We start from the raw sequence: 20,985 nt of genomic DNA, 5'->3' as shown, positions 1-20,985 counted from the left end.
TGCGAATCCACACAGAACCGCCCGGGGCAGCGAAGGCTGGTGCGCGAGAAGTCGGCCCCGTCGACTTCTCACGCCCGCCCGCTGGGGGCCAGGCGAAGCAACGCGGGACCACCCGGGGCAGCGGCGCGCAAGAAGTCGAGGCGGCCGACTTCCCGCGCCCGGCCATTGCGGGCAAGGCGAAGCCACGCAGTACCACCCGGCACAGCAGCGCGCAGGAAGTCGAGGCGGCCGACTTCCTGCGCTCGGCGAATAAAGCAGCTCCCCCCGGGGCGCCGGCGAGCGGAGTGGAGGCGCCCGCACAGGAAGTCGGCCAAATCGACCTCCCACGCACCCCGCGCACCCGCCCCAACCGGCGGCCGCGCGCCCGCAAGCCAGTGGGCACAGCCACGCAGGCCAACAGTTGGAAGCAACACGGTCGGAAAGCGGATCCTGCCGGACACAGGAAGTCGAGCCAATCGACTTCCTGTGTCCGGTGGTTGGGGGCTGGGCGAATCGACGCGGCACCGCCGGCGGCAGGGTGACGCGCGGAAGATCGGGCCCGTCGACTCCTCGTGCCCGGCCGTTGAGGGGGCAGGCGAAGCAACGCGGGGCCACCCGGCACAGCAGTGCGCAGGAAGTCGAGCACGTCGACTTCTCGCGCCCGGCGATTAGGGGCCCATTAGCGGAGCGCTGACGAAAGGTCGGCCTCATCGACTTTTCGTGCAGAGCGTGCAGAGTAGGTGGAACCGACACCGCCGGCCCCGGAGCCGTTGGCGAGGTGGGGCGCAGGAAGTCAGGCCCACCGACTTCCTGCGCCCGGCGATAAGGGCACGGGCGAAACGACGCGGGGCCACCTGGGGTCGCGGCACGTAGGAAGTCGGGCACGTCGACTTCTCACGCCCGGCCATAAGGGCACGGGCGAAGCAACGCGGGGCCGCCTGGAGCAGCGGCGCGCAGGAAGTCGGGCACGTCGACTTCTCGTCCCCGGCGACAAGGGGGACATGGGCCGCCTGGGGCCGCGGCGCGTAGGACGTCGAGGCGGCCGACTTCTCGTGCCCGGCCATAAGGGCACGGGTGAAGCGACGTGGGGCCGGCTGGGGCTGCGGCGTGGGCGATGTTTTGCGGGTGGGGTGTCCATTGGGTGGGCGGGGGTGGCCGGGGTGGGGGTGGTCGGGTTGGGTGGGCGGTATGGGTGATGGGCGGCGGTGGGTGGTGTTGGTCGTCGGGATGGTGGCGATGGCCTCGGGGTGTGCGTTCCAGTTCGGGTTGCCGTACCTCATTCCGGCCTTGCGGGCGGGCGGGTTGTCCCTGGGGCAGGCGGGGTTGGTGGCGGCCTGTCCCACCATCGGGTTGGTGTTGACGCTCGCGGCCTGGGGTGCGGCGGCGGACCGCTGGGGGGAGCGGTGGGTGCTGGCGTCGGGGCTCGGGGTGGGGGGCCTGGTGCTGCTGGGGGCGTCGGCGGTGCACGGGACGGTCGGGTTGGCGGTGTGCTTCCTGGTCGCGGGGGCGGCCGGGGCGTCGGCACACGCGTCGAGCGGGCGGTTGATCCTCGGGTGGTTCCCGGCGCGGGAGCGCGGGTTGGCGATGGGGCTGCGACAGACGTCGCTGCCGTTGGGGGTCGCGCTGGCGGCCCTCCTGCTGCCACCGTTGGCCGCACACGGACGGTCCTTGGCGCTGGCGGTGCTCGGGGCGTTGAGTGTGGCCGCGGCACTGCTGGTCGTCGTGCTGGTGCGGGACCCGGCGCGGGTCGGGGGCGGCTCCGGGGAGAAGCGCGGGAACCCGTACCGGACGCCGGTGTTGTGGCGGCTGCACGGTGCTGCGACCCTGCTGGTCGTGCCGCAGTTCACGGTGTCCGTGTTCGCGTTCGTGTTCCTGGTGGAGGAGCGCGGCTGGTCGCCGTCGACGGCCGGTCCGGTGCTGGCGGGTGTGCAGGTGGCGGGGGCCGGGGCCCGGTTGGCGGCCGGGTGGTGGTCGGACCGGGCGGGGAGCCGGACGGTGCCGATGCGGCGTCTGGCGCTGACGGCGGCCGGCGTACTGGCGGTGCTTGCGGCGGGGGCGTTCGCGCACTCGGCGGCGGCGACGGTGGCGTTGATGGCCGCAGGCGTGGTGACGGTGTCGACGAACGGGCTGTCGTTCACGGCGGTGGCCGAGTACGCGGGCGGTTCGTGGGCGGGCCGCGCGCTGGGGGTGCACACGACGGTGCAGAACGCGGTGGCGGCGGGCGTCGCCCCGACGGCCGGTGCGTTGATCGGCGTGACGGGCTACGCGTGGGCGTACGCGGCGGTGGTGGCGTTCCCGCTGGTCGCGGCGCTGGTGGTGCCGGGGCCGGACTCCTTGCGCGGGACGGCACTTGACCTCAAGGGCGCTTGAGCTCATCGAATGGTCGCATCCGATCCGTCGATGCGACGTGCGAGAGGCGAGAGGTCAGGTCATGACGAACGACGTGCTGGTGGTGGGGTCCGTCCCGGAGGACGTGCGGCGGGCGGTGACCGCGGTGGTGAAGGCGCTGGAGCGGGCGTTCAACGAGAAGGACGGGGACGCGCTGGCCGCGCAGTTCGCGCGGCGGACGTCGTGGTCGAACGCCCGCGGCCTGCGGCTGGACGACCGCGCGTCGATCGCCGAGTTCAGCGGGCCCGCACTGAAGGGGTTCCTCGCGGACTCCTACGCGCGCTACGACGTGGTCAAGTTGCTGGAGATCGCGCCCGACGTCATCGCGGTGAACGTCGCGCAGCAGCCGACCGACCGGGCGGGCAACCCGGTCGACGGCGTGCGCGGGGCGACGCTCTACGTCGTCGCCCGACAGGACGACGGCTGGCGGATCGTCGCCGGCCAGAACACGGCCGTCGAGCCGCCCGCCGCCGAGCCGCCCGCCGGCAACTGACGTGAGGCGCGAGGACCCCGGCCGGGAGGACCAACCCGGCCGGGGCCCCGACGTGTTGTGTGGACGGTCTCCATACTGTTGCGGAACTCCCCTCCGAATGTTGATAGAAGGCGTCGCTACGCGCATGGACATGCCCTGACCTGCCCGCTTTTGAAGTTCGCTACGGTACGGCTGGGTTTCCTTTGCTTCCGATCTCGTTGACCCGCTTTCAGCGGCTCTGCTTTGCTTCGGGCCACCCTTTCGGCCCCATGAACCGCCGGCGCACCCCACACCTCCGCGCCGGCGGCAGAGAGGAACCCTCACGATGGGCATGTCCCCCACCTCCAGAGTCCTGACCGGCCTCTCCTCGCTGGTGCTGGCCGCCGCGGGCTTCGCCGCCGCCGCACCCGCGCAGGCGGACCAGCCCGGCAGCGAGTTCGCCGGGCACACCCACCCGTACCGGCACGGCGTCGTCCCCACCAAGGAGGCCGGCGCCGCCGCGGCCGGGAAGCGCACGTCGAACCTCAACTACGGCGGCGGTGTCGACGGCATCGGCGTCACCACCGGCGCGCCCAAGGTCTACCTGGTCTTCTGGGGCTCCCAGTGGGGCACCCAGGGCACCGACGCCAACGGCTACACCACGCTCTCGGGTGACCCGAGCGGCATCGCCGTCCGCGCGCAGCAGTTGTTCAAGGGCCTGGGCACGAACAACGAGACCTGGTCCGGCGTCATGACGCAGTACTGCGAGGGCATCACCAAGGGCGCGACCTCCTGCCCGTCCACCGCCGCCCACGTCGGCTACCCGACCGGCGGCGCGCTGGCCGGCGTCTGGGTCGACCCGTCGGCCGCCGCCCCGGGCCAGGCCACCGGCAACCAGATCGCCAACGAGGCGATCAAGGCAGCCGGGCACTTCGGCAACACCACCGGTGCGGCCAACCGCAACGTCCAGTACGTGGTGCTCTCCCCCACCGGCACCCACCCGGACGGCTTCAACACCACCTCCGGCAGCTTCTGCGCCTGGCACGACTGGAACGGCGACTCCACCCTGAGCGGCGGCGCGGCCTCCTCCCCGTACGGCGACATCGCGTTCACCAACGACCCGTACGTCACCGACATGGGCACCTCGTGCGGCCAGAACTACGTCAACACCGGCACCGCGGGCCTGCTGGACGGCGTGACGATGGTGTACGGCCACGAGTACTCCGAGACCATCACCGACCAGAACCCGGCCGGCGGCTGGACCGACTCGTCCGGCTCCGAGAACGCCGACAAGTGCGCCTGGAAGGGCACCGGCGGCGTGGGCGGCGCGCAGAACGTGACGCTCGCGACGGGCTCGTTCGCGATGCAGGGCACCTGGGCGAACGACTACAACGGCGGCGCGGGCGGCTGCGAGATCTCGCACCCGGTCGTTCCCTGAACTGTCCGGGCACCCGTCCGGGCACCCGTCCGGGCAACCATCCGGGCAACCGTCTGAGCACCACGTGAGAACCATCTGAAGGCCGCCGGAAAACAGGCGCCGGGGCGGGCAGTGCGGGCCCGCCCCGGCGCTTTGCCGTGCCCGGGGGGACAGGGGCGCGGAGGCGCCGTCGGGACCTACGGTGCGACGAGGCCGAACTCGTAGGCCTGGATGACCAGGTGGACCCGGTCGCGGGCGTCGAGTTTGGCGAAGAGCCGGGCGACGTGCGCCTTCGCCGTGGCCACGCTGATGACGAGTTCCGCGGCGATCTCGGCGTTCGACAGCCCCCGCCCGACCAGCGTGAGCACCTCGCGTTCGCGTTCGGTGACGATCGAGGCGACGGGCCGGCGCGGGGTCGGCGCGGACTGCGGGCGGGCGGCGAACTCGCCGATCAGGCGGCGGGTGACGCTCGGCGCGATGAGGGCGTCCCCGGCGGCGACGACGCGGATGCCGTCGAGGATGGTCTCCAGGGCGAGGTCCTTGACGAGGAACCCGCTCGCGCCGGCGCGCAGCGCGCCGTACACGTAGTCGTCGTCGTCGAAGGTGGTGAGGACGAGCACGTGGGTGTCCACGCCGGGGTCGGCGGCGATGCGGCGGGTGGCCTCGATGCCGTCGACGCCGGGCATGCGGATGTCCATGACGGCGACGTCCGGGCGCAGCCGGGTGACGAGGTCGACGGCCTCGGCGCCGTCGCCGGCCTCGCCGACGACCTCCAGGTCGGGGGTGTCGGCGATGAGCACGCGCAGGCCGGTGCGGATGAGCGGCTGGTCGTCGACCAGGACGACTCGGATCACGGTCCCACCTCCAGGGGGAAGTCCGCGGGGAGCGGTAGTCGGGCGGCGACGCGGAAGCCGCCTTCGGGGCGCGGGCCGGCGCTGAACTCGCCGTTCAGCAGGCTGACCCGTTCGCGCATGCCGGCGATGCCGTAGCCGGTGCCGGATCCGCGCCCCGGGCCCGAGCCGTGGCCCGGGCCGGCTCCGGAGCCGCCGCCCGCGCCGGCACCGACGCCCAGGTCGACGACGGTGACCTCGACCTCGTCCGGGCGGTGGTCGACGGTGACGTGGCAGTCCCTCGTCCCGGAGTGCTTGACCACGTTGGTCACCGCCTCCTGGACGATCCGGAAGGCGGCGAGGTCGACGTCGGCGGGCAGGTGGCGCGGCTCGCCGGTGCGGGTGAGTGCGACGCGGACGCCGGCGACCGCGGTGTTCGCCACGAGCCGGTCCAACTCGGCCAGTCCGGGCGCGACTTCGAGCGGCGCGGACTCGCCCTCGCCCTGCCGCAGCGCGCCGAGCATGCGGCGCAGTCCGGCGAGGGTCTCGCGACTGGTGGCCTCGATGGCGTCGAGCGCGTTGCGGGTCTCGGCGGGCTGGGTGTCCATGACGCGGCGGCCCATGCCGGCCTGGATCGCGATGATGCCGATGTTGTGGGCGACCATGTCGTGCAACTCGCGGGCGATGCGCAACCGTTCGGCGGTGACGGCCTGTTCGGTGGCGCGCCCGCGCAGGGCTTCGGTGTGGCGGCGGCTCTGGTGGATCGTGTTGCCGACGAGCCAGGCGATGGCAACGGTCGCGCCGATGCCGCCGTAGGCCATCGGGTTGACGGGGTAGCCGTTGAGGGCGCCCCAGAGGAACAGTCCGAGGAGCATGGCGAGCGGCATCCCGGCGGCACAGAGGGAGACGAGCCGGGTGCGGGTGGCGGCGCAGTAGCCGACGACGGCGTCGGCGATCAGGAACTGGAGGACGGTCGTCTCGGGGACCTTCCACATGCCGAGCGAGAAGAGGCCGCCCGCGAGCGCCACCGCGATGGCGGCGAGCGGCAGGCGCACCAGCAGCGCGGCGACGGACGTGGTGACGACCGCCGTGACGACGAGCGGCATGTCCTCGGGGTTGCCGTCATAGGTGAGGAGGTGGCGCAGTTCGTCGGCGCGCGTGAAGAACCGGAAGACGACGACGGCCGCCCAGAACGCCGCCACCCACACGCCCGGGGGCAGGCGCCGGAGCAGCGGCGGGCGGGCTTCGATGATCATCGCCCGATCGTATCGATCATCCGTGCGCCGCACAGTGGCCCACGGGCCTAATCCCCGGGGCCACTGCACCGGTCGCGCGGTGTGTCCCGTGGGCCGCGCGGTGTGTCCCGTCGCCCGATGCCGGTGCACGGCTCCGACCGGCACCGTTGTCCCGTGATCGAGATCGAGCGACTCAACAAGCGGTACGGCGACAAGCTCGCCGTCGACGACCTGTCCTTCACCGTCCGGCCGGGCACCGTCACCGGCTTCCTCGGCCCCAACGGCGCCGGCAAGTCCACCACCCTCAGGATGGTCCTGGGGCTCAACACGCCCACCGGCGGCACCGTCACCGTCGACGGCGTCCCGTTCGCCGGGCGCCCGCGCGGCCTGCGGCACGTCGGCGCCCTGCTGGACGCGCAGGACGTGCACGGCGGGCGCAGCGCCCGGGCGCACCTCGCGGCGCTGGCCCGCAGCAACCGGATCCCGCTCGGGCGGGTGGACGAGGTGCTGGCGGAGGTTGGGCTCGGCAAGGCCGCCGGGCGCCGGATCGGCGGGTACTCGCTGGGCATGAAGCAGCGGCTGGGCATCGCCGGCGCGCTGTTGGGCGATCCGCCGGTGCTGCTCTTCGACGAGCCGCTCAACGGGCTGGACCCGGAGGGCGTGCTGTGGGTGCGCGGGCTGTTCCGGCGGCTCGCGGAGGAGGGGCGGACGGTCTTCGTATCCAGCCACATGATGGCCGAGATGGAGCACACCGCCGACCGGCTGATCGTGATCGGCCGGGGCCGGCTGATCGCCGACGAGAGCCTCGCGGACTTCTCGGCCCGGCACGCGGTGGCGGGCGTGGCCGTGCGGACGCCCGGACTCGCCTCACTGGTACCGGTCTTGACGGACGCGGGCGCCGAGGTGCGGCGCGAAGGCCCGGAGACCGGCCTGGTGACCGGCCTGCCCGCCGCCCGGATCGGCGAACTGGCCCTGCGGCACGGCGTGGTGCTGCACGAGCTCGCCCCCCGTACGTCCTCCCTGGAGTCGGCGTTCATGTCCCTGACCGCCGACAGCGTCGAGTACCTGGCCGGAGATGCCCGATGAGTACCGTGACCGTTCAGCCCGCAGCCCCGCTCCAGCCCGCGGCGCCGCTTCACCCCGAGGCGCCGCTGCACCGCTTCACCGACCTGCTCGCCGCCGAGTGGATCAAGCTCCGCTCGCTGCGGTCCACCTACTGGGTGCTCGCGCTGGCCTCGCTGGTGGCGATCGCGGTCAACATCAACGCCGTCCACACCGACCTGACGTACATCGACCACCCGCCCGCGCGGATGCCCGGCATGCCGCCGTACCGGTACGACCCGCTGTACCACGGGCTCGGCAGCATTTCGAGCGCGCTGATGGCCGTCGCGGCGGGCAGCCTCGGGGCGATCACCGTCTTCGGCGAGTACACCACCGGGCTGATCCGCACCACGTTCGCCGCCGTGCCCGACCGGCGCGGGGTGATCGGCGCCAAGGTGCTGCTGATCGGCGGGATCACCGCGCTCGCCGGGGCGGTGGTGTCGGTGGTCTCCTTCTTCGCCACCAACGCGATGCTGGCCTCCCGGCACGTCGGGCTGTCCATCACCGACGACGGCTGCCTGCGGGCGGTCCTCGGGTACGCGGCGATCGTGCCGGTCTGCGCGCTGATCGGGATGGCGCTGGGGGCGCTGCTGCGGCACGCGACCGCGTCGATCGTCTCGCTGGTGATGCTGCTGTTCATCCTGCCGATGATGTTCGGCGGGGACCGCTACCGGTGGCTCAAGGAGATCGGCACCCACCTGCCGCTGGCCACCGTGCAGCGGCTCGCCATCAACCCGAACTCGACGACCACGATGGGGAAGTACGCGCCGAGCGTGCTGGACTCCTGGATCACCATGGGGGTGTGGGGCATGGTCGCGGTGGCGGTGACGGTCGTCCTGGTACGGCGGCGGGACGTGTGAGGACGGGCCGGGGCGGCGGGACCCGCGGAGGTCAGTCCGCTCCCAGGCGGCGGGCGATCGCGGCCGGCAGCGGGTACGGGCGCTCGGGCGGCAGCAGGCGCTCGGCCTGTGCCGCCCGGCCGGCCCGGACCAGGTCGGCGATCCGGTGCACCCGCGGCGTGAGGTCGGTGAGGCCGACCACCCACTCGTCGGCGAACGTCCGGATCAGCGAACGGCCCACCCCCACCTGGATGCTGTAGTGGTTGAGCGCTCCCCCGCGCAGCGTCCGCTCCGGGTCCCACTGGACGTGCACGGCCGCACCCGCGACTCCGTCCGGGTGCGCCGTCGTCAGGACCGCCCGGGCCAGGGCCTCCTCCCAGCCCTCGCGGGTGATCCGGACCGCCAGCACCCGCGTCTGGCCGGGCTTGCGGGCCCAGTTGCTGCGGTGCATGAGCCAGCGGAACGACGGCTTGATCCAGGTCATCCGCCGGAACGAGAACGGCGCCACGAACCGGCCCGCCGCGAGCGCCGGGTCGGCGACGGCGGGGGCGTACGCCTGGTAGAGGACGATCGTCCGCTCGTCGTGGTCGGCCCGGATCCCGTACAGCGCGGTCATGCCGACGCACGTTGCCAGGAGGGGCGGGCGGCGGCAACGGGATTTGCGGCTCCCCGGCCTCAGCCCGCGGCGGGCTCCACGACGCCGGCACTGACGGCGGCATCGGCGGCGGGATGGGCGGCGGCATCGGCGGCGGCCTTGGCGGGATCGGCGGAGGCATCGGCGGCGGCCTTGGCGCGGAACGCGGCCAGCGTCTCCGCGCTCACGCCGCAGGCCGGCAGGAAGGCGGCGGCGCCGCCGTGGCGGGTGCGGACCAGGTCGAGGAACACGGCCATCGCCTCGGCCGGGGCCTGCAGCAGCGGGGCCGGGATGTGCAGGTCGGGCCGCTCGTTGAGGGCGGTGCGGTGGCGGTCGGCGAGACCGGCGAAGATCTGCGGCAGCGCGTCGGCGGTGCGGACGTAGTCGGCGACGATGAGCTCGGCCGGGACGCCCAGCAGGTCGAGCAGCAGCGCGGTGAGCAGCCCGGTGCGGTCCTTGCCGGCCGCGCAGTGCAGCAGGACGGCGCCCGGACGGGCCGCGGCCTCGACGGCGGCGGCGACGGCGGCCGGGGCGGACTCGGCCATCAGCACGTAGAAGTCGCCGAGGTCGGCGGCGGTGGTCATGGTGCGCAAGCGCTCGGCGAGGCCGTCGGTGGCCGGGTTCACCGGGGCCGCGACGACGGCTATGCCGGCGGACTCGGCGGCGGCCCAGTCGGCCGGGTCGGTCTCGGAGCCGTCGCGCAGGTCGACGATGGTGCGGATGTCGCAGGCCCGCAGCTGCTCGACGGTGGCGGCGTCGGCGGCCGGGAACGGCTGGGCGGAGCGGTAGAGGACACCGGGGCGCACCCGCAGGCCCTCGGGGTCGCCGAGGACGGCGGAGTCGCGGAAGTTGACCAGGGACATGCGCGGCCTATGCCTTTCGAGAGGACATCTAGACATCTAGATGTGTCGTCCAGATGTCTAACCGCTCCGGGGGGTCGCGGGCAAGCCGCCCTCCCCCGGGGCTACCTTCCATGGCACCGCTCCGAGGCCGGATCGTCGAGCCGGGGCCCGCGCCGAGCCAGGGCCCGCGCCGGACGGGAATCGTCGGGCCGGGAGCTTCGTAGGATCGTGCCCGTGGCGACCAACCCTCCCAGCACCCCCCTCTACCGCCGCCTGGCGCGACAGCTCCAGGAGCGGATCGACGCCGGCGCGTACCCGGCGGGCGCCCGGCTGCCCAGCGAACCGGAGCTGAGCGCCGAGTTCGGTGTGAACCGGCTCACCGTCCGGCAGGCGGTGGCGGAGCTGGAGCGCGCGGCCGTCGTCGAGATCCGGCGCGGGGTCGGCACGTTCGTCCGGCCGCCGGCGGTGCGCGTCTCGATCACGGTGGACCCGCGCAGCCAGCGGTTCGACCTCGGGAGCGTGCACAGCGCGCTGCCGGGCGCCCCGGAGGGCGGGGACGGGGAGTTCGTGCTGGGCACGCGGCCGGTGGCCGGCTCGGCGGAGGACGAGGAGGCCGCCCGGCAGCTGGGCCGCGGGCCGGGCGAGCTGTCCCGCGTCGACACGGTGATCCGCCTCGGCGGGCGGGCCCGGGCGGCGTGCAGCTACTGGGTGCCGTTCGGGCCGCTGCCCGCGGAGCTCGTCCGGCCCGGCCGGCCCGGCAACCTGGTGCTCGACCTCGCCCGCGCCGCCGGGGTCGAGCTGGAGTACGACTGGCGGGCGTTCGGCGCGATCGGCGCCGACCTCGCCGACGCCGAACTCCTCGGCGTCCCGGCGGGCACGCCGCTGCTCGTGCGCGAGGGCGTCAGCTGCACCCCGGACGGCGCCCCGGCGCTGTACGTGCGGCGGCGGATCGACGGCAGCAGCGCGCGCTTCGTCCTGCACTTCCGCGAGCCGCTGGGAGCGGAGCCGGGCGACTCGGCGGCGGGCGGGCCTGGGACGGGTGGGCCTGGGCCTGGCGACTCGGCGGCGGGCGGGCCCGAGCCGGACGGGCCTGGGCCCGGCGACTCTGCGGCGGGCGGACCTGGGCCGGACGGCCCGTAGCGGTCCTGCTAGGGTTCCGCGCCGGTAGCGGCACGAACGAAGAGCGGGGCGGAACACGATGACGGCGGGGAACGAACCCGGACCCGACCCCGGCATACCCTCCGAACTGGCCACCGCCTGCACGGACTTGCTCGCCCAGGTCGCCCGCACCGGCCGGCTCCCGCGCCGCGCCGAACTGGAGCACCTGCGCACCCTCGGCGAGCACTGCGCCGAAGCCGGCTACGGCCTGCGCGAGGTGGTCGCCCACGGCCTGGCCGCCACCCGCCGGGCCTGGCACACCCTGCCGGACGTCACCGCCGCGAGCGGCGTCGGCGACCTGCGCCGCACCGGCGACGCCGTCCTCGCCGCGACCGAGGCCGCCCTCGCCGCCCTCGGCGAGGGCCACGAACGCGCCCAGCGCATGGCGGTGCGCCAGGAGGAGTCCGCACGGCGGGAGTTCATCGACGACCTGCTGCACGGCCGCACCGACCTCGGCGCCCTCGCCGAACGCGCCGACCGCTTCGGCCTGCGGCTCGCCAGCGCCTACGCCGTCGCGGTGGCCGCCGTCGACGGGCCCGCGGCGGACGCGCACCACGTGCACCACCTGGTGAGCCGGGTCGAACGGGAACTGGTCGGGCGCTTCGGCGAACGGGGCGTCCTGCTGACCGGCAAGGACGGTCGGCTGGTGTGCATCGCCCCGGACAGCGAACGCGTGGTGCTGGAGGCGTTCACCGAACTGGCCCTGCGCCCCGGCACCGGCTACCGCCCGGTCCGGCGGGTGGCGACGGGCCGCCGCCACTCGGGCGCGAGCGGGGTGCTGCGCAGCTACGAGGAGGCGCTGGGGGCACTCGACTACGCGGAGCGGCTCGCCCTCCCCGCACGGCAGTTGAAGGCGGAGGAGCTGCTCGTCTTCCCGGTGCTGATGCGCGACCGCGCGGCCATGGCGGACCTCGTACGGACGGTCCTGGGCCCGCTGACGGAGGCGAGGGGCGGGGCCCGCCCGCTGCTGGACACGATCGTGGTCCAGTCGGAGACGGCCTACGTCAACGCGGAGGCCGCCCGCCGCCTGGGCCTGAGCGTCCGGACCCTGGGCTACCGCCTGGAGCGGATCAAGGCCCTGACCGGCTACGACCCGTCCGACGCCCTCCAGCGCTTCACGCTGGAGACGGCGGCCATGGGGGCCCGGCTCCTGAACTGGCCGGAGCAGCCGCTGTAGCGACGCCGGCCGGCGGGCGCGCATGCACGCGGACGCACGCGCGTTTCCGGGTGTCAAAGGGGCGTCAAGATTGCCGGGTCCTGGCAATGTGCGGAGGGCCTCCGCACTGTCACGATCTCCGTGGCGCCGAGGTGTGCGGTGCCACCGGAACGCGCTCGGGGGCGCGGCCCACGACGGGGGGACGTCGCGGCCGCGGCGGGCTGTCCGGTGGTGCAGGCGGGCCCGGCGCCGACGGTCGTCGCCGGGTTCGGACCGACGGCCGTGGGTCGGCGCCCGACAGGGGGTGGCGCCGACCGCAGTGGGGGTGCCGGGCACCGTGCCGGGGGGGCACGAGCCGGTGGGCACCCCGGGGGGTATGCCGGTCACGTCGGTCACGGTGTCGGGGGACACGGTGCCGACGCGACCGACCGCCGCGCGCCGCAGCGGCCCCGAAGCCCGTCCCGCCCCCGGAGAGCCGGTCCCCTAACCGCAGCCGAACACGTCGTCCACCAGTTCCAGCCACAGGTCGAGCCTCGGCGCCACGTTCTTGAACATGTGCTTCGCACCCCGCCGCCGCTCGTAGGACACCACCAGCAGGTGGGCCACACGCTCCGTTTCGGCCGGGAGCTGACCGTGGATGATCTCCGTCCAGCGCGGCGAGTTCCGCCCCCCGTCGTGCAGCGTTGCGCGCGGCAGCATCCGGCAGGCGCCCCAGATCACCAGTTCGGGCGCGTACTCGAGCAGCTTGTAGTGGCCCGTGCTGTGGCGCTTCCGGAGCCGGGCGAGCGCTTTCTGCGCCTCCCTCCGCGCCTCGACGGCCCGTTGGACGCTGATCGCGTGCACGTCCTCGTGCACGATGCTCCGGTAGGCGTCGCTGCCGAGGTCCGACCAGAGCGCGTCCAGGCCCTCGTCGGTCTGCAGCCGATTGCTCAGCCGGGGGCTCGACCCGCGGGAGAGCGCCGCCAGGGACCTGAACACGTCCGCGATCGTGAAGCCCACCGGGTGCGGCCCGGACACGACACCCCGGCGGGTGTCGAAATAGCTTCCCTCTGCCGCAAATTCCTACCGCACGGCCCGGAGGTGCGGGCAACTGCCCAGATTGTCCTGCGGAACGGCCGGACTGACGCACCGGTCCGCCGTGTCGCACAGGTCCCGGGTCCGCCGGCGGTCCTCACCGGTGACCACGACCACCCACAGCACGGCCTTGACCAGTTCCGGCGGCGGCAACTCGCGGGCGACGTGGGCCATAATCACCAGCCGCTGGAACCCGTCGTAGCACTCCAGCCCCGAAACCCAGAGCCTGCCGCCCCCGCGCACCCGGTCGGCCTCCCACTGGAGGCTCTCCGCTCCGAGGACGATCGGTCCGCCGACGAGGCCGAAGTCCTGCGGACGCCGGCGGAGCATCTCGGCGAGCGCCTGGTTCCCGGGGCTCTCCGGCAGGTAGCCGCGCCTGCTGCGCAACGCGATCGCCGCGTCCGGCATGGCCGCCAAGGCGGCCAGGGCGATCGCGTCGACCTGCACGAGCCAACGGTCACCGAGCGGTACGGCGTGGAGCACCGGAAGGACATGCCGATTGGCCGACGGGCGGGTGTCGGCTTTCCATGAGATTCCTTGCCAAGCATCAAGCGGTGCAGCGTAGTTGTTCATGGCCGGTTCAACGCAGGGCGGGCCCGCGGGTTGCGGAGCCCGGGGCGGGACCGGCTCCGCGCGTCCCGCCTTCCGGGCGTCTTCCCCACCCCCGCCGGATGGAGCCCTGCCGAGGCGGCCTGCCGGTCGCGGCGCCGGCCGGCACGACCGAGGCCCGCCCGCCGGTCTCGGCGCCGGGCGGCACGGCCGACGTCAGTCCACCTCATGGCCGCCCCGGGCCTTCCCTGCACGTCCCGCAGCACGACACCCTGGTCTTCACCGGCCGCCGCGCCACCGAGGTGCACCTGCTTCCGGACACCGGGCACTGCGCGATCTCGAAGATGGGCGAGGCGATGGAGCTCATCACGGCGTGGCTGCGGAAGACGATGGTCGGCTGATCATCTCGTCGCAACGACTTCGCACGAATTCGCACGACTTCGAACGAACGAGCCCCGCGCGTGGCGCGCGAGTCCGCGCCTCACGTGCGGGGCTAGCTTGTCTGCATGATCGCTCAGGAACCCGATCTCGCCGGGTTGCGCCGGGTCTACGGGCGTACGGGCAGCCGGCTGTTCTACAGCCGGGTGGCGCGCAACGCCCGGCACTGGGGGTGGACCGAGCCCGGGCAGTCGAAGTGGCGCCTGTGGCGGGCGCAGCGGCAGCTGGAGGACGTGCTCGGCCGCAGGCTCGCGCTCCCGCCGGGCGCCGAGGTGCTGGACGCGGGCGCCGGGGCGGGCGTGGTGGCGCGGGCGATGGCGGTGCGGTTCGGGCTCGCGGTCACCGGCGTCGACCTGCTGGACTTCCACGTCGACGAGGCGAACCGGCTGAGCGCCCGCGCGGGACTGTCCGACCGCACCACCTTCTCGTGCGGCGACTTCCACCGACTCCCGTTCCGCGACGGCACGTTCGACGGCGCGTACTCGATGGAGACTCTCGTCCACTCCTACGACCCGCCGCGCGCCCTCGCCGAGCTCCACCGGGTGCTGCGCCCGGGCGGGCGGCTGGTGCTGCTCGGTCCGATGAGCACCGTCCCGCTGGACGAAATGGCGCCGGACGCACGAGCGTTGCTCGAACCCTACCTGGACGCGATGGTGATGACGGGCGCCAAGGTCTACCACGCCCGCAACCTCCCGCACCTGCTCGCCGAGGCAGGGTTCGAGGTCGAGGAGGCGCTGGACGCGACGCCGTACTACACGCCGACGACGGAGGCCGTGTACGCGTACTTCCGGCTGCCGTGGGCGGTGCTGCGCCGGTTCGGCGATCCGGCGCGCTGGCTCAACCTCCGTTCCACGGTGGAGATGTACGCCGTGCGGGCATACGTCGCCTGGTACGTCCACACCGCCGTCAAGTCGAATCCCGTCAAGCCGCTCTCCCCCGCTTCCACCGCCGAGCCCCCGAGGTGAACCGCATGACGAACGCCGCCCCCCTGCCGTACCCGAGCGGCTGGTTCTGCGTCGGCCTCGCCCGGGACGTCCCGCCCGGCCGGGTGCGGACGGCCCGCCTGATGGGCGAGGACGTGGTGCTGTACCGCACCCGGCGCGGCACGCTGCGCGCGGTGGGCCCGCACTGCCCGCACCTGGGCGCGCACTTCGGGGCGGGCGGGACCGTCCGGGGCGAGGACCTGGTCTGCCCGTTCCACGGCTTCGCGTTCGGGCCGGACGGCTCGTGCACGGGCGCGCCGGACGGCACCCGGCTGCGGGCGGGCCTGACGCACAACCACCTCGCCGAGCGGGACGGCATCCTGTACGTCTGGCGGGGGATCGCCGGCGAACCGCCCACGTGGGAACTCCCACCGCCGGTCGGGGCGGTGCCGCTCGCGTGGTGGCGCGGGGAGGTGCTGTCGCACCCGCAGGAGGTGGCGGAGAACAGCGTCGACTTCCGGCACACCGCCGTCCTGCACGGCCTGGACACCCGGGAGACCGCCCCGCCGGAGATCGCCGGCCCGCTGTTCACCGTCCACCAGCGCACGACCACCCGCTTCCCCGGCCTCGGCGCGGTCAGCCTGGAGCAGCCGGTCACGCTGGCCGGACTCGGCTCGATCCAGGTGGTGGCGGAACTGCCGGGACTGGGCCGCCGGCTGCGGGTGTGGGTGCTGTCCACACCGGTCGCGCCGTGGCGGACGGCGGTGCTGATCGCCGTGGCGGTCGGCCGGCCGGCACCGGGGGTGCCGAGGGTGCCCGGGGTGCCGGGGGCGCCGGGGGTGCTCGCCTCGGCGGCGGACCGGGCGGCGGACCGGGCGGCGGCGTGGGTGGCGCTGCGGGGCACCGTACGCGTCGTCAAGCAGGACCGCCCGGTGCTCGCCCACAAGCGCTACCTGGCGCAGCCGCGCCTGGTCCCCGGGGAACGCTCGATCGGGCTGCTCCGGCGCTGGGCGCGCCAGTTCTACGGCGAGGAGATCGGCGGAGCGGTCCGGCCCGAGCCGTTCGCCGACGGGGCGCCGACGGAGGGGGCGCTGGCGGACTGACGGGTCGACGGACCAGCGCCTCCGCCGCTCAGCTCCGCGCCGCCTTCCCGTCCGCCGCGAGCGCGACCAGGCCCTTGTCCGTCGGCCCGTAGACCCTTCCGCCGCCCGCCCAGAACGGCACCAGGGCGGTCGTCTCGGTGCTCGGCGTGAAGTCGAAACTCCACCGGGCGTCGCCGGTGTCCGGGTCGAGCGCCCACACCTGTCCGTGCGCCCACACGTACACGTTGCCGTCCGCGCAGAACACCTCGATCCGGTTGACCGAGCCGATCGGCAGCGACCCCGACCAACGGACCGCGCCGCTCTTCGCGTCGAAGGCCTGCACGACCACCGCCGGTCCCTCGAACTGCGACGCGGCCGCGTAGACGGCGGTGCCGTCCGGACTCGCCGCCGCGGCCTGGAAGACCGGCCGGCCGGGCGACTGCCACGCCACCGCGCCGCCCTCCGGGTCGAGGGCGTAGAGGTGGTCGGTGAGGAACAGGAACCGGCCGCCGGCCGAAGCGTGCGGGCCGTCGGAGAAGGCGGGGAGGGTGGTGAGGGAGGTGAGCGTGGCCCCGGCTCCGGGGGCGGGCTGCTCCCACACCGTCTTCCCGGCGGCGGCGGTGTCGAGCGCGGTCAGCTTGGAGATCGTGCGGTCGACGGTGGCGGTGTTGTACAGCACGCGGGTGCCGGAGGACGGCACCAGGAGCCGCCCGTACACCGGTTGGGTGTGGGGGTAGGTGGTCTCCCAGCGGACCGCCTGCGTCGCCGGGTCGATCGCCTGGACGAAGGTGGCCTGCTGGTACTGCGGCGGCGCCGGCGGGGCGACGTGCGTGGTGGTCCCGTCCCCGTGGATGTACAGGACCCCGTCGAGCAGGCCCGCGAGCGAGACGTTCGTGAGGCCGACGGCCTTCCGGGTGATCGACCAGGCGACGGTGCCGGTGGCGAGGTCGACGGCCTTGATCGCGTAGTTGAGGTTGAGGGGGTCGGTCAGGCTCACGAACCCGCCGGCGTAGGCCTTGCCGCCACCGACCACCAACGCGCCGGAACCGAGCCCGGTCCACGAACGGGCCATCTGGTTCGACAGCGGGCCCCAGAGGGGACGGCCGGACTGGTCGAAGGCGCGGACGCCGGTCATCCCGGCGACCAGGACGGTGCCGCCCTCGCCGGCCAACTGGATCGCGGGCTCGTCGAGTTGGGCGGTCCAGAGGGGAGTGGCGGCGGTCTTGGTGTCGATCGGGCGAGTGAGGTCGGTGGGGGCGGGGCGTCCGGGGGCGGCGGTCGAGGGCTTCGCTCCGTCGCCGGAGACTCGGTCCGAGGAGGACGGGAGCGCGTAGTACAGCGCGGCGCCGCCCCCGGCCAACGCCACGGCTCCCCCGGCCAGGCCCAGGAGCAGCTTGCGGCGGGAGGGCCTGGGCTGATCGGTCGGCCCGCCCGGCTCGTGGGCTGGTTGGGGCTGCGGCGGTGCGGCGGGCGGCGCCGCGGGCGGTGCGAAAGGGGGCGCCGCGGGCGGTGGCGGGACGGACGGCGCGAGGACGGCCGCCGCCCGCTCGATCTGCGTCACCAACGACGGGTGCAGCCAAGGACCTTGGGCCACCGCCCCCGCACCGCCCTGCGCGAGCGCGGCCACGACCTGCTCCGGCGTCGGACGGTCCGCCGGCTCCTTCGCCAGGCAGGCCGCGATCAGCAGCCGCAGCCCGCCGGGCACCGCCGACAGGTCGGGCTCCTCGCCCGCCACCTTCTGCAGCACCGCCAGCGGGTGCCCGCCGTCGAACGGCCCGCGCCCGCCGGAGGCCGCGTACACCAGCGTCGCGCCGAGCGAGAACACGTCGCTCGCCGGGCCCGCCGTCCGGCCGAGCGCCTGCTCCGGGGACATGTACGCGGGCGTGCCGAAGATCGCGCCCTCGGCGGTGAGCGCGGTGCCGTCGGCCGCCCGCGCGATGCCGAAGTCGATGACGTGCGGGCCGTCCAGCGCCAGCAGGACGTTGCTCGGCTTGAGGTCGCGGTGGGTGAGCCGGGCCGCGTGGATGGCGCGCAGCTCCTCGGCGATCCCGGCCGCGACGATGCGCAGCACGTGCTCGGGGAACGGCCCGACCAGCATCACCGCCTCGTCCAGGCCGATGCCCGGCACGAAGGCGGTCGCCAACCACGGGACGGGCCCGTCCGGGTCGGCGTCCACGACCGGCGCGGTGAACGCCGACGACGCGGCGCGCGCGGCGGCGACCTCGCGCCGGAACCGGGCGCGGAAGCCCTGGTCCCCGGCGAGTTCGGGTCGCACCACCTTGACGGCGACCGTCCGTCCGCCCGCCGACCGGCCCAGGTACACGACGCCCATGCCGCCCGCCCCGAGCCGGCCGAGCAGCGCGTACGGGCCGATCCTGGGCGGGTCGGCGGGGTCCAGCTGCCGCATCATCGGGTTCCGTTCGGTTCGGGGGCGGGTTCGGGGGCGGAGGCGGGTTCGGGGGCGGGGGCGGGTTCGGGGGCGGGGTGGTCGTGCACGGTCGTGCTCACGCTCCGTTCGCGTGCAGGGCGGTCACCGTGGACGTGCTCGGGTCGGACACGCACAGCCGCCCGTCGCCGGCCGTCCAGGCCAGGGTGGTCGGGTCCTTGCCCTTCAACCCCGAGTACTTCCAGCGGGGTTTGCCGTCCGCCGGGTCGAGCGCCCACAGGACGGTGTCCGGGCCCATCCGGTAGAGGTTGCCGTCGGCGAGCAGGAGGCGGGCGCCCAGGTACGCGGCGTCCGGCGGGTCGGGCGGCAGCGGGGTGCGGTGGCGGGGGCGGCCGTTGCCGGTGTCGAGGGCGGCGACCGAGACGCCTCCGTCCGCGTCCTTCATCAGGCAGTGCACCGTGCCGCCGTCCGCCGAGGCCGCGAAGCCGTCGCCGCGCAGGGAGGCGCCGATGACACCGTCCGTCGTCCACGTCGGGTTGCCGGTGGCCGGGTCGAGGGCGGTCAGGGTGCCCCGGACGGCGTCGGGCACAAGGTAGTGGCCGCCGGCGGCGGTCAGGCCGAGGGAGGGCATCCTCCGCTCCCACGCGACCTCGCCCTTGGCGTCCAGCATCTTCAGGGTGTCCTGGGTGCTCAGCGCCGCGTGGTCGTCGCCGGGCAGGAGCGCGAGTTCGAGCAGCTGCGCCTGGTCGCCGTGGAGCCAGGCGGTACGGCGGCCGGCCAGGTCCACCGCCCACACGTGGAAGCCGGTGTCCGCGATCCCCCGGTCCGCGCCGTCGCCGAGGCCGATCAGGTAGGCCCGGCCGGCGCGGACCCCGGCGAACAGCAGCTCGCCCACGGCGTGCGGGTGGTCCTGCTGGAGCCGCCAGTCGATCGAACCGTCGGCCGGGTTCACGCTCACCAGCTCGCTCCTCGGCGCGGCTCCGACCATCGCCATTCCGACGGTGTAGAGGCGGTCACCGCCCAGGGCCGAGAAGTTCCGGGGCATGCCGCCCATCGCGTAGCCGGCGTCCGCCGTCCACTTGGTGTGCCCGGCGTCGTCCACGCCCCAGATGTGGCCGAGCCCGATGCAGGCCGTCACGCCGGGGGCGGAGAGGAGCTGGGGGCAGGCGGACGGCAGGTTCACCTTCCAGGCGAGGGACGCCTCGGGGACGGAGGCGACGGCGGGGCGGGTGGTCGTGGCGCCCGTGGTGGCGGCGGCTCCGGGCGGCGCGTGGACGTCGCGGACGTCCTGCTCGCGGAGGAGAGCGACGGTGGTGGCCGCGCCCGCTGCGGTGAGCACGCCGCCGCCGATGGCCAGCAGGACGCGACGGCGCGGGAGCCGGCGACGCGGGGGTTGGCGGGGTGGGGGTTGGCGGGGTGGGGCGTCGGACGGGGGCGGCGTGTATGCCGGGGGCGGGTATGCCGGCGGCGGGTATGCCGGTGGCTCCGGGGACTCCGGTCTCTCCGATGGCTCGGGTGCCGCGGTGAGGACGCCCCGCACCGCGAGCACGTCCGCCGTGACGGCCTGCGGGAGCCAGCCGCCCGCCGTGTCGGGACGGCCGATCCGCTCGACCAGCTCGACGAGCTGCCGCGGGGCCGGCCGGTGCACCGGGTTCTTCGCGAGGCAGGCGCCCACCAGGTACCGGAGGCCGTCCGGCAGACCGCTCAGGTCCGGCTCGGTGTTGACCACGCGGAACAGCACGGCCGCAGCGGCACCCTCGCCGAACAGGTGCCGTCCGAGCGCCGCGTACGCGACCGTCGACCCGAGCGCGAACACGTCGCTCGCCGGGGCGAGCGGCTCGCCCAGTGCCTGCTCCGGTGACATGTACGGCGCCGAACCGATCACCGAACCGGTCGTCGTCAGCCCGGTGCCGTCGGCGGCGCGCGAGATGCCGAAGTCGATGACGTGCGGACCGTCCAGCGCCAGCAGCACGTTGCCGGGCTTGAGGTCCCGGTGGATCAGCCCGGCCCGGTGCACCTCGTGCAAGGCCTCCGCGAGCCCGGCGGCCAGCGTGCGGACCGTCCCCTCGGGTAACGGGCCGTGCCGCACCACCGCGTCCTGCAGCGGGACGCCCACGACGAAGGCCGTGGCCATCCAGGGGGTGACGGCCTCCGGGTCGGCGTCGACGACGGGCGCGGTGAACGCCCCCGACACCCGGCGCGCCGCCGCGACCTCCTGCCGGAACCGCGCGCGGAAGCCCGGGTCCCCGGCCAGCTCCGGCCGCACGACCTTGACGGCCACGGTCCGCCCACCGGCCGACCGGCCCAGGTACACGGCCCCCATGCCACCGGCCCCGAGCCGTCCGACCAATGCGTACGGCCCGACCTGTCGCGGATCCGCAGGCCCGAGTTGCTCCACCGTCTCCCCCTCCCCGCGAGCCCTCAAAGGCTAGGGCCAACCGCGGTGCGGTGACAGTGGATCATCCGGGTTTTATCGCCCCGGCACTGCCCGGCACCCACCCCG

The 20,985-nt window shown here is 74.5% G+C and carries 18 protein-coding genes; 10 read left to right on the top strand and 8 right to left on the bottom strand.

Annotated elements, in window-relative coordinates; genetic code table 11:
- The first annotated feature begins 1,167 nt into the window (after nt 1-1,167).
- From ACFV4G_RS19605 to ACFV4G_RS19595, 3 genes are all read left to right on the top strand, one after another.
- Nucleotides 1,168-2,349 carry an MFS transporter gene (locus ACFV4G_RS19605; RefSeq protein WP_380441953.1) on the top strand — a complete coding sequence of 394 codons (1,182 nt, stop codon included), beginning with the start codon at nt 1,168-1,170 and terminating at the stop codon, nt 2,347-2,349.
- Nucleotides 2,350-2,410: 61 nt separating this feature from the next.
- Nucleotides 2,411-2,860, top strand: a complete 450-nt coding sequence (locus ACFV4G_RS19600; RefSeq protein WP_380441951.1) for an SgcJ/EcaC family oxidoreductase — start codon at nt 2,411-2,413, stop codon at nt 2,858-2,860.
- Nucleotides 2,861-3,164: 304 nt separating this feature from the next.
- The gene (locus ACFV4G_RS19595; RefSeq protein WP_380441949.1) at nt 3,165-4,256 is read left to right on the top strand and encodes a hypothetical protein; all 1,092 of its coding nucleotides are present in this window, start codon (nt 3,165-3,167) and stop codon (nt 4,254-4,256) included.
- 176 nt (nt 4,257-4,432) lie between these two features.
- Here the strand turns inward: ACFV4G_RS19595 and ACFV4G_RS19590 are convergent, their stop codons facing one another.
- Together ACFV4G_RS19590 and ACFV4G_RS19585 are read right to left on the bottom strand one after the other, a co-directional pair.
- A complete protein-coding gene (locus ACFV4G_RS19590; protein WP_380441947.1) occupies nt 4,433-5,089 on the bottom strand; it encodes a response regulator in 657 nt (218 codons plus the stop codon).
- Nucleotides 5,086-6,321, bottom strand: a complete 1,236-nt coding sequence (locus tag ACFV4G_RS19585) for a sensor histidine kinase (protein WP_380441945.1) — start codon at nt 6,319-6,321, stop codon at nt 5,086-5,088. The genes ACFV4G_RS19590 and ACFV4G_RS19585 overlap by 4 nt, the downstream gene beginning before the upstream one ends.
- Nucleotides 6,322-6,474: 153 nt before the next feature.
- Between ACFV4G_RS19585 and ACFV4G_RS19580 the strand changes: the two genes are divergently transcribed.
- Together ACFV4G_RS19580 and ACFV4G_RS19575 are read left to right on the top strand one after the other, a co-directional pair.
- Nucleotides 6,475-7,386, top strand: coding sequence for an ABC transporter ATP-binding protein (locus ACFV4G_RS19580; protein ID WP_380441943.1), 912 nt, complete (start codon nt 6,475-6,477; stop codon nt 7,384-7,386).
- On the top strand, nt 7,383-8,261 hold the full coding sequence (locus tag ACFV4G_RS19575; RefSeq protein ID WP_380441941.1) for an ABC transporter permease: 879 nt from the start codon (nt 7,383-7,385) through the stop codon (nt 8,259-8,261). Before ACFV4G_RS19580 ends, ACFV4G_RS19575 begins: the two co-directional genes overlap by 4 nt.
- 31 nt (nt 8,262-8,292) lie before the next feature.
- Here ACFV4G_RS19575 and ACFV4G_RS19570 read toward each other — a convergent pair whose 3' ends face one another.
- Together ACFV4G_RS19570 and ACFV4G_RS19565 are read right to left on the bottom strand one after the other, a co-directional pair.
- Nucleotides 8,293-8,856 carry a DUF4291 domain-containing protein gene (locus tag ACFV4G_RS19570; RefSeq protein WP_380441939.1) on the bottom strand — a complete coding sequence of 188 codons (564 nt, stop codon included), beginning with the start codon at nt 8,854-8,856 and terminating at the stop codon, nt 8,293-8,295.
- A gap of 59 nt (nt 8,857-8,915) precedes the next feature.
- Nucleotides 8,916-9,737, bottom strand: a complete 822-nt coding sequence (locus tag ACFV4G_RS19565) for a tyrosine-protein phosphatase (RefSeq protein ID WP_380441937.1) — start codon at nt 9,735-9,737, stop codon at nt 8,916-8,918.
- 213 nt (nt 9,738-9,950) lie between these two features.
- Between ACFV4G_RS19565 and ACFV4G_RS19560 the strand changes: the two genes are divergently transcribed.
- Together ACFV4G_RS19560 and ACFV4G_RS19555 are read left to right on the top strand one after the other, a co-directional pair.
- Nucleotides 9,951-10,856: a GntR family transcriptional regulator gene (locus tag ACFV4G_RS19560; protein ID WP_380441935.1), complete on the top strand. Its 906-nt coding sequence runs from the start codon at nt 9,951-9,953 to the stop codon at nt 10,854-10,856.
- Nucleotides 10,857-10,914: 58 nt separating this feature from the next.
- The gene (locus ACFV4G_RS19555; protein WP_380441933.1) at nt 10,915-12,051 is read left to right on the top strand and encodes a PucR family transcriptional regulator; all 1,137 of its coding nucleotides are present in this window, start codon (nt 10,915-10,917) and stop codon (nt 12,049-12,051) included.
- A gap of 462 nt (nt 12,052-12,513) precedes the next feature.
- Here ACFV4G_RS19555 and ACFV4G_RS19550 read toward each other — a convergent pair whose 3' ends face one another.
- Together ACFV4G_RS19550 and ACFV4G_RS19545 are read right to left on the bottom strand one after the other, a co-directional pair.
- Nucleotides 12,514-13,008: a hypothetical protein gene (locus tag ACFV4G_RS19550; RefSeq protein WP_380441931.1), complete on the bottom strand. Its 495-nt coding sequence runs from the start codon at nt 13,006-13,008 to the stop codon at nt 12,514-12,516.
- 84 nt (nt 13,009-13,092) lie between these two features.
- A complete protein-coding gene (locus ACFV4G_RS19545; protein ID WP_380441929.1) occupies nt 13,093-13,551 on the bottom strand; it encodes a hypothetical protein in 459 nt (152 codons plus the stop codon).
- Between the two features lie 224 nt (nt 13,552-13,775).
- On the opposite strand from ACFV4G_RS19545, the gene ACFV4G_RS19540 reads away from it, so the two are divergent.
- The 3 genes from ACFV4G_RS19540 (at nt 13,776) to ACFV4G_RS19530 (ending at nt 16,117) form a co-directional block, all read left to right on the top strand.
- On the top strand, nt 13,776-14,054 hold the full coding sequence (locus ACFV4G_RS19540) for a hypothetical protein (RefSeq protein ID WP_380441927.1): 279 nt from the start codon (nt 13,776-13,778) through the stop codon (nt 14,052-14,054).
- A gap of 105 nt (nt 14,055-14,159) precedes the next feature.
- The gene (locus tag ACFV4G_RS19535) at nt 14,160-15,056 is read left to right on the top strand and encodes a methyltransferase domain-containing protein (protein ID WP_380441925.1); all 897 of its coding nucleotides are present in this window, start codon (nt 14,160-14,162) and stop codon (nt 15,054-15,056) included.
- Nucleotides 15,057-15,061: 5 nt separating this feature from the next.
- Complete coding sequence (locus ACFV4G_RS19530) at nt 15,062-16,117, top strand: Rieske 2Fe-2S domain-containing protein (RefSeq protein WP_380441923.1); 1,056 nt, start codon at nt 15,062-15,064, stop codon at nt 16,115-16,117.
- A gap of 28 nt (nt 16,118-16,145) precedes the next feature.
- Here ACFV4G_RS19530 and ACFV4G_RS19525 read toward each other — a convergent pair whose 3' ends face one another.
- Together ACFV4G_RS19525 and ACFV4G_RS19520 are read right to left on the bottom strand one after the other, a co-directional pair.
- On the bottom strand, nt 16,146-18,506 hold the full coding sequence (locus ACFV4G_RS19525; protein WP_380441921.1) for a PQQ-binding-like beta-propeller repeat protein: 2,361 nt from the start codon (nt 18,504-18,506) through the stop codon (nt 16,146-16,148).
- Nucleotides 18,507-18,600: 94 nt separating this feature from the next.
- Nucleotides 18,601-20,880, bottom strand: a complete 2,280-nt coding sequence (locus tag ACFV4G_RS19520) for a PQQ-binding-like beta-propeller repeat protein (protein ID WP_380441919.1) — start codon at nt 20,878-20,880, stop codon at nt 18,601-18,603.
- Nucleotides 20,881-20,985 lie beyond the last annotated feature (105 nt).

The sequence above is a fragment of the Kitasatospora sp. NPDC059747 genome, assembly GCF_042732955.1.
Taxonomy (GTDB): Bacteria; Actinomycetota; Actinomycetes; order Streptomycetales; family Streptomycetaceae; genus Kitasatospora.
This window is presented reverse-complemented; position numbering and strand designations above follow the sequence as displayed.

Coding starts and splice junctions, on each gene's coding strand:
- ACFV4G_RS19605 (WP_380441953.1), top strand. CDS start 1,168: ATGGGTGATGGGCGGCGGTGGGTGGTGTTGGTCGTCGGGATGGTGGCG.
- ACFV4G_RS19600 (WP_380441951.1), top strand. CDS start 2,411: ATGACGAACGACGTGCTGGTGGTGGGGTCCGTCCCGGAGGACGTGCGG.
- ACFV4G_RS19595 (WP_380441949.1), top strand. CDS start 3,165: ATGGGCATGTCCCCCACCTCCAGAGTCCTGACCGGCCTCTCCTCGCTG.
- ACFV4G_RS19585 (WP_380441945.1), bottom strand. CDS start 6,321: ATGATCATCGAAGCCCGCCCGCCGCTGCTCCGGCGCCTGCCCCCGGGC.
- ACFV4G_RS19575 (WP_380441941.1), top strand. CDS start 7,383: ATGAGTACCGTGACCGTTCAGCCCGCAGCCCCGCTCCAGCCCGCGGCG.
- ACFV4G_RS19570 (WP_380441939.1), bottom strand. CDS start 8,856: ATGACCGCGCTGTACGGGATCCGGGCCGACCACGACGAGCGGACGATC.
- ACFV4G_RS19565 (WP_380441937.1), bottom strand. CDS start 9,737: ATGTCCCTGGTCAACTTCCGCGACTCCGCCGTCCTCGGCGACCCCGAG.
- ACFV4G_RS19555 (WP_380441933.1), top strand. CDS start 10,915: ATGACGGCGGGGAACGAACCCGGACCCGACCCCGGCATACCCTCCGAA.
- ACFV4G_RS19540 (WP_380441927.1), top strand. CDS start 13,776: ATGGAGCCCTGCCGAGGCGGCCTGCCGGTCGCGGCGCCGGCCGGCACG.
- ACFV4G_RS19535 (WP_380441925.1), top strand. CDS start 14,160: ATGATCGCTCAGGAACCCGATCTCGCCGGGTTGCGCCGGGTCTACGGG.
- ACFV4G_RS19530 (WP_380441923.1), top strand. CDS start 15,062: ATGACGAACGCCGCCCCCCTGCCGTACCCGAGCGGCTGGTTCTGCGTC.
- ACFV4G_RS19525 (WP_380441921.1), bottom strand. CDS start 18,506: ATGATGCGGCAGCTGGACCCCGCCGACCCGCCCAGGATCGGCCCGTAC.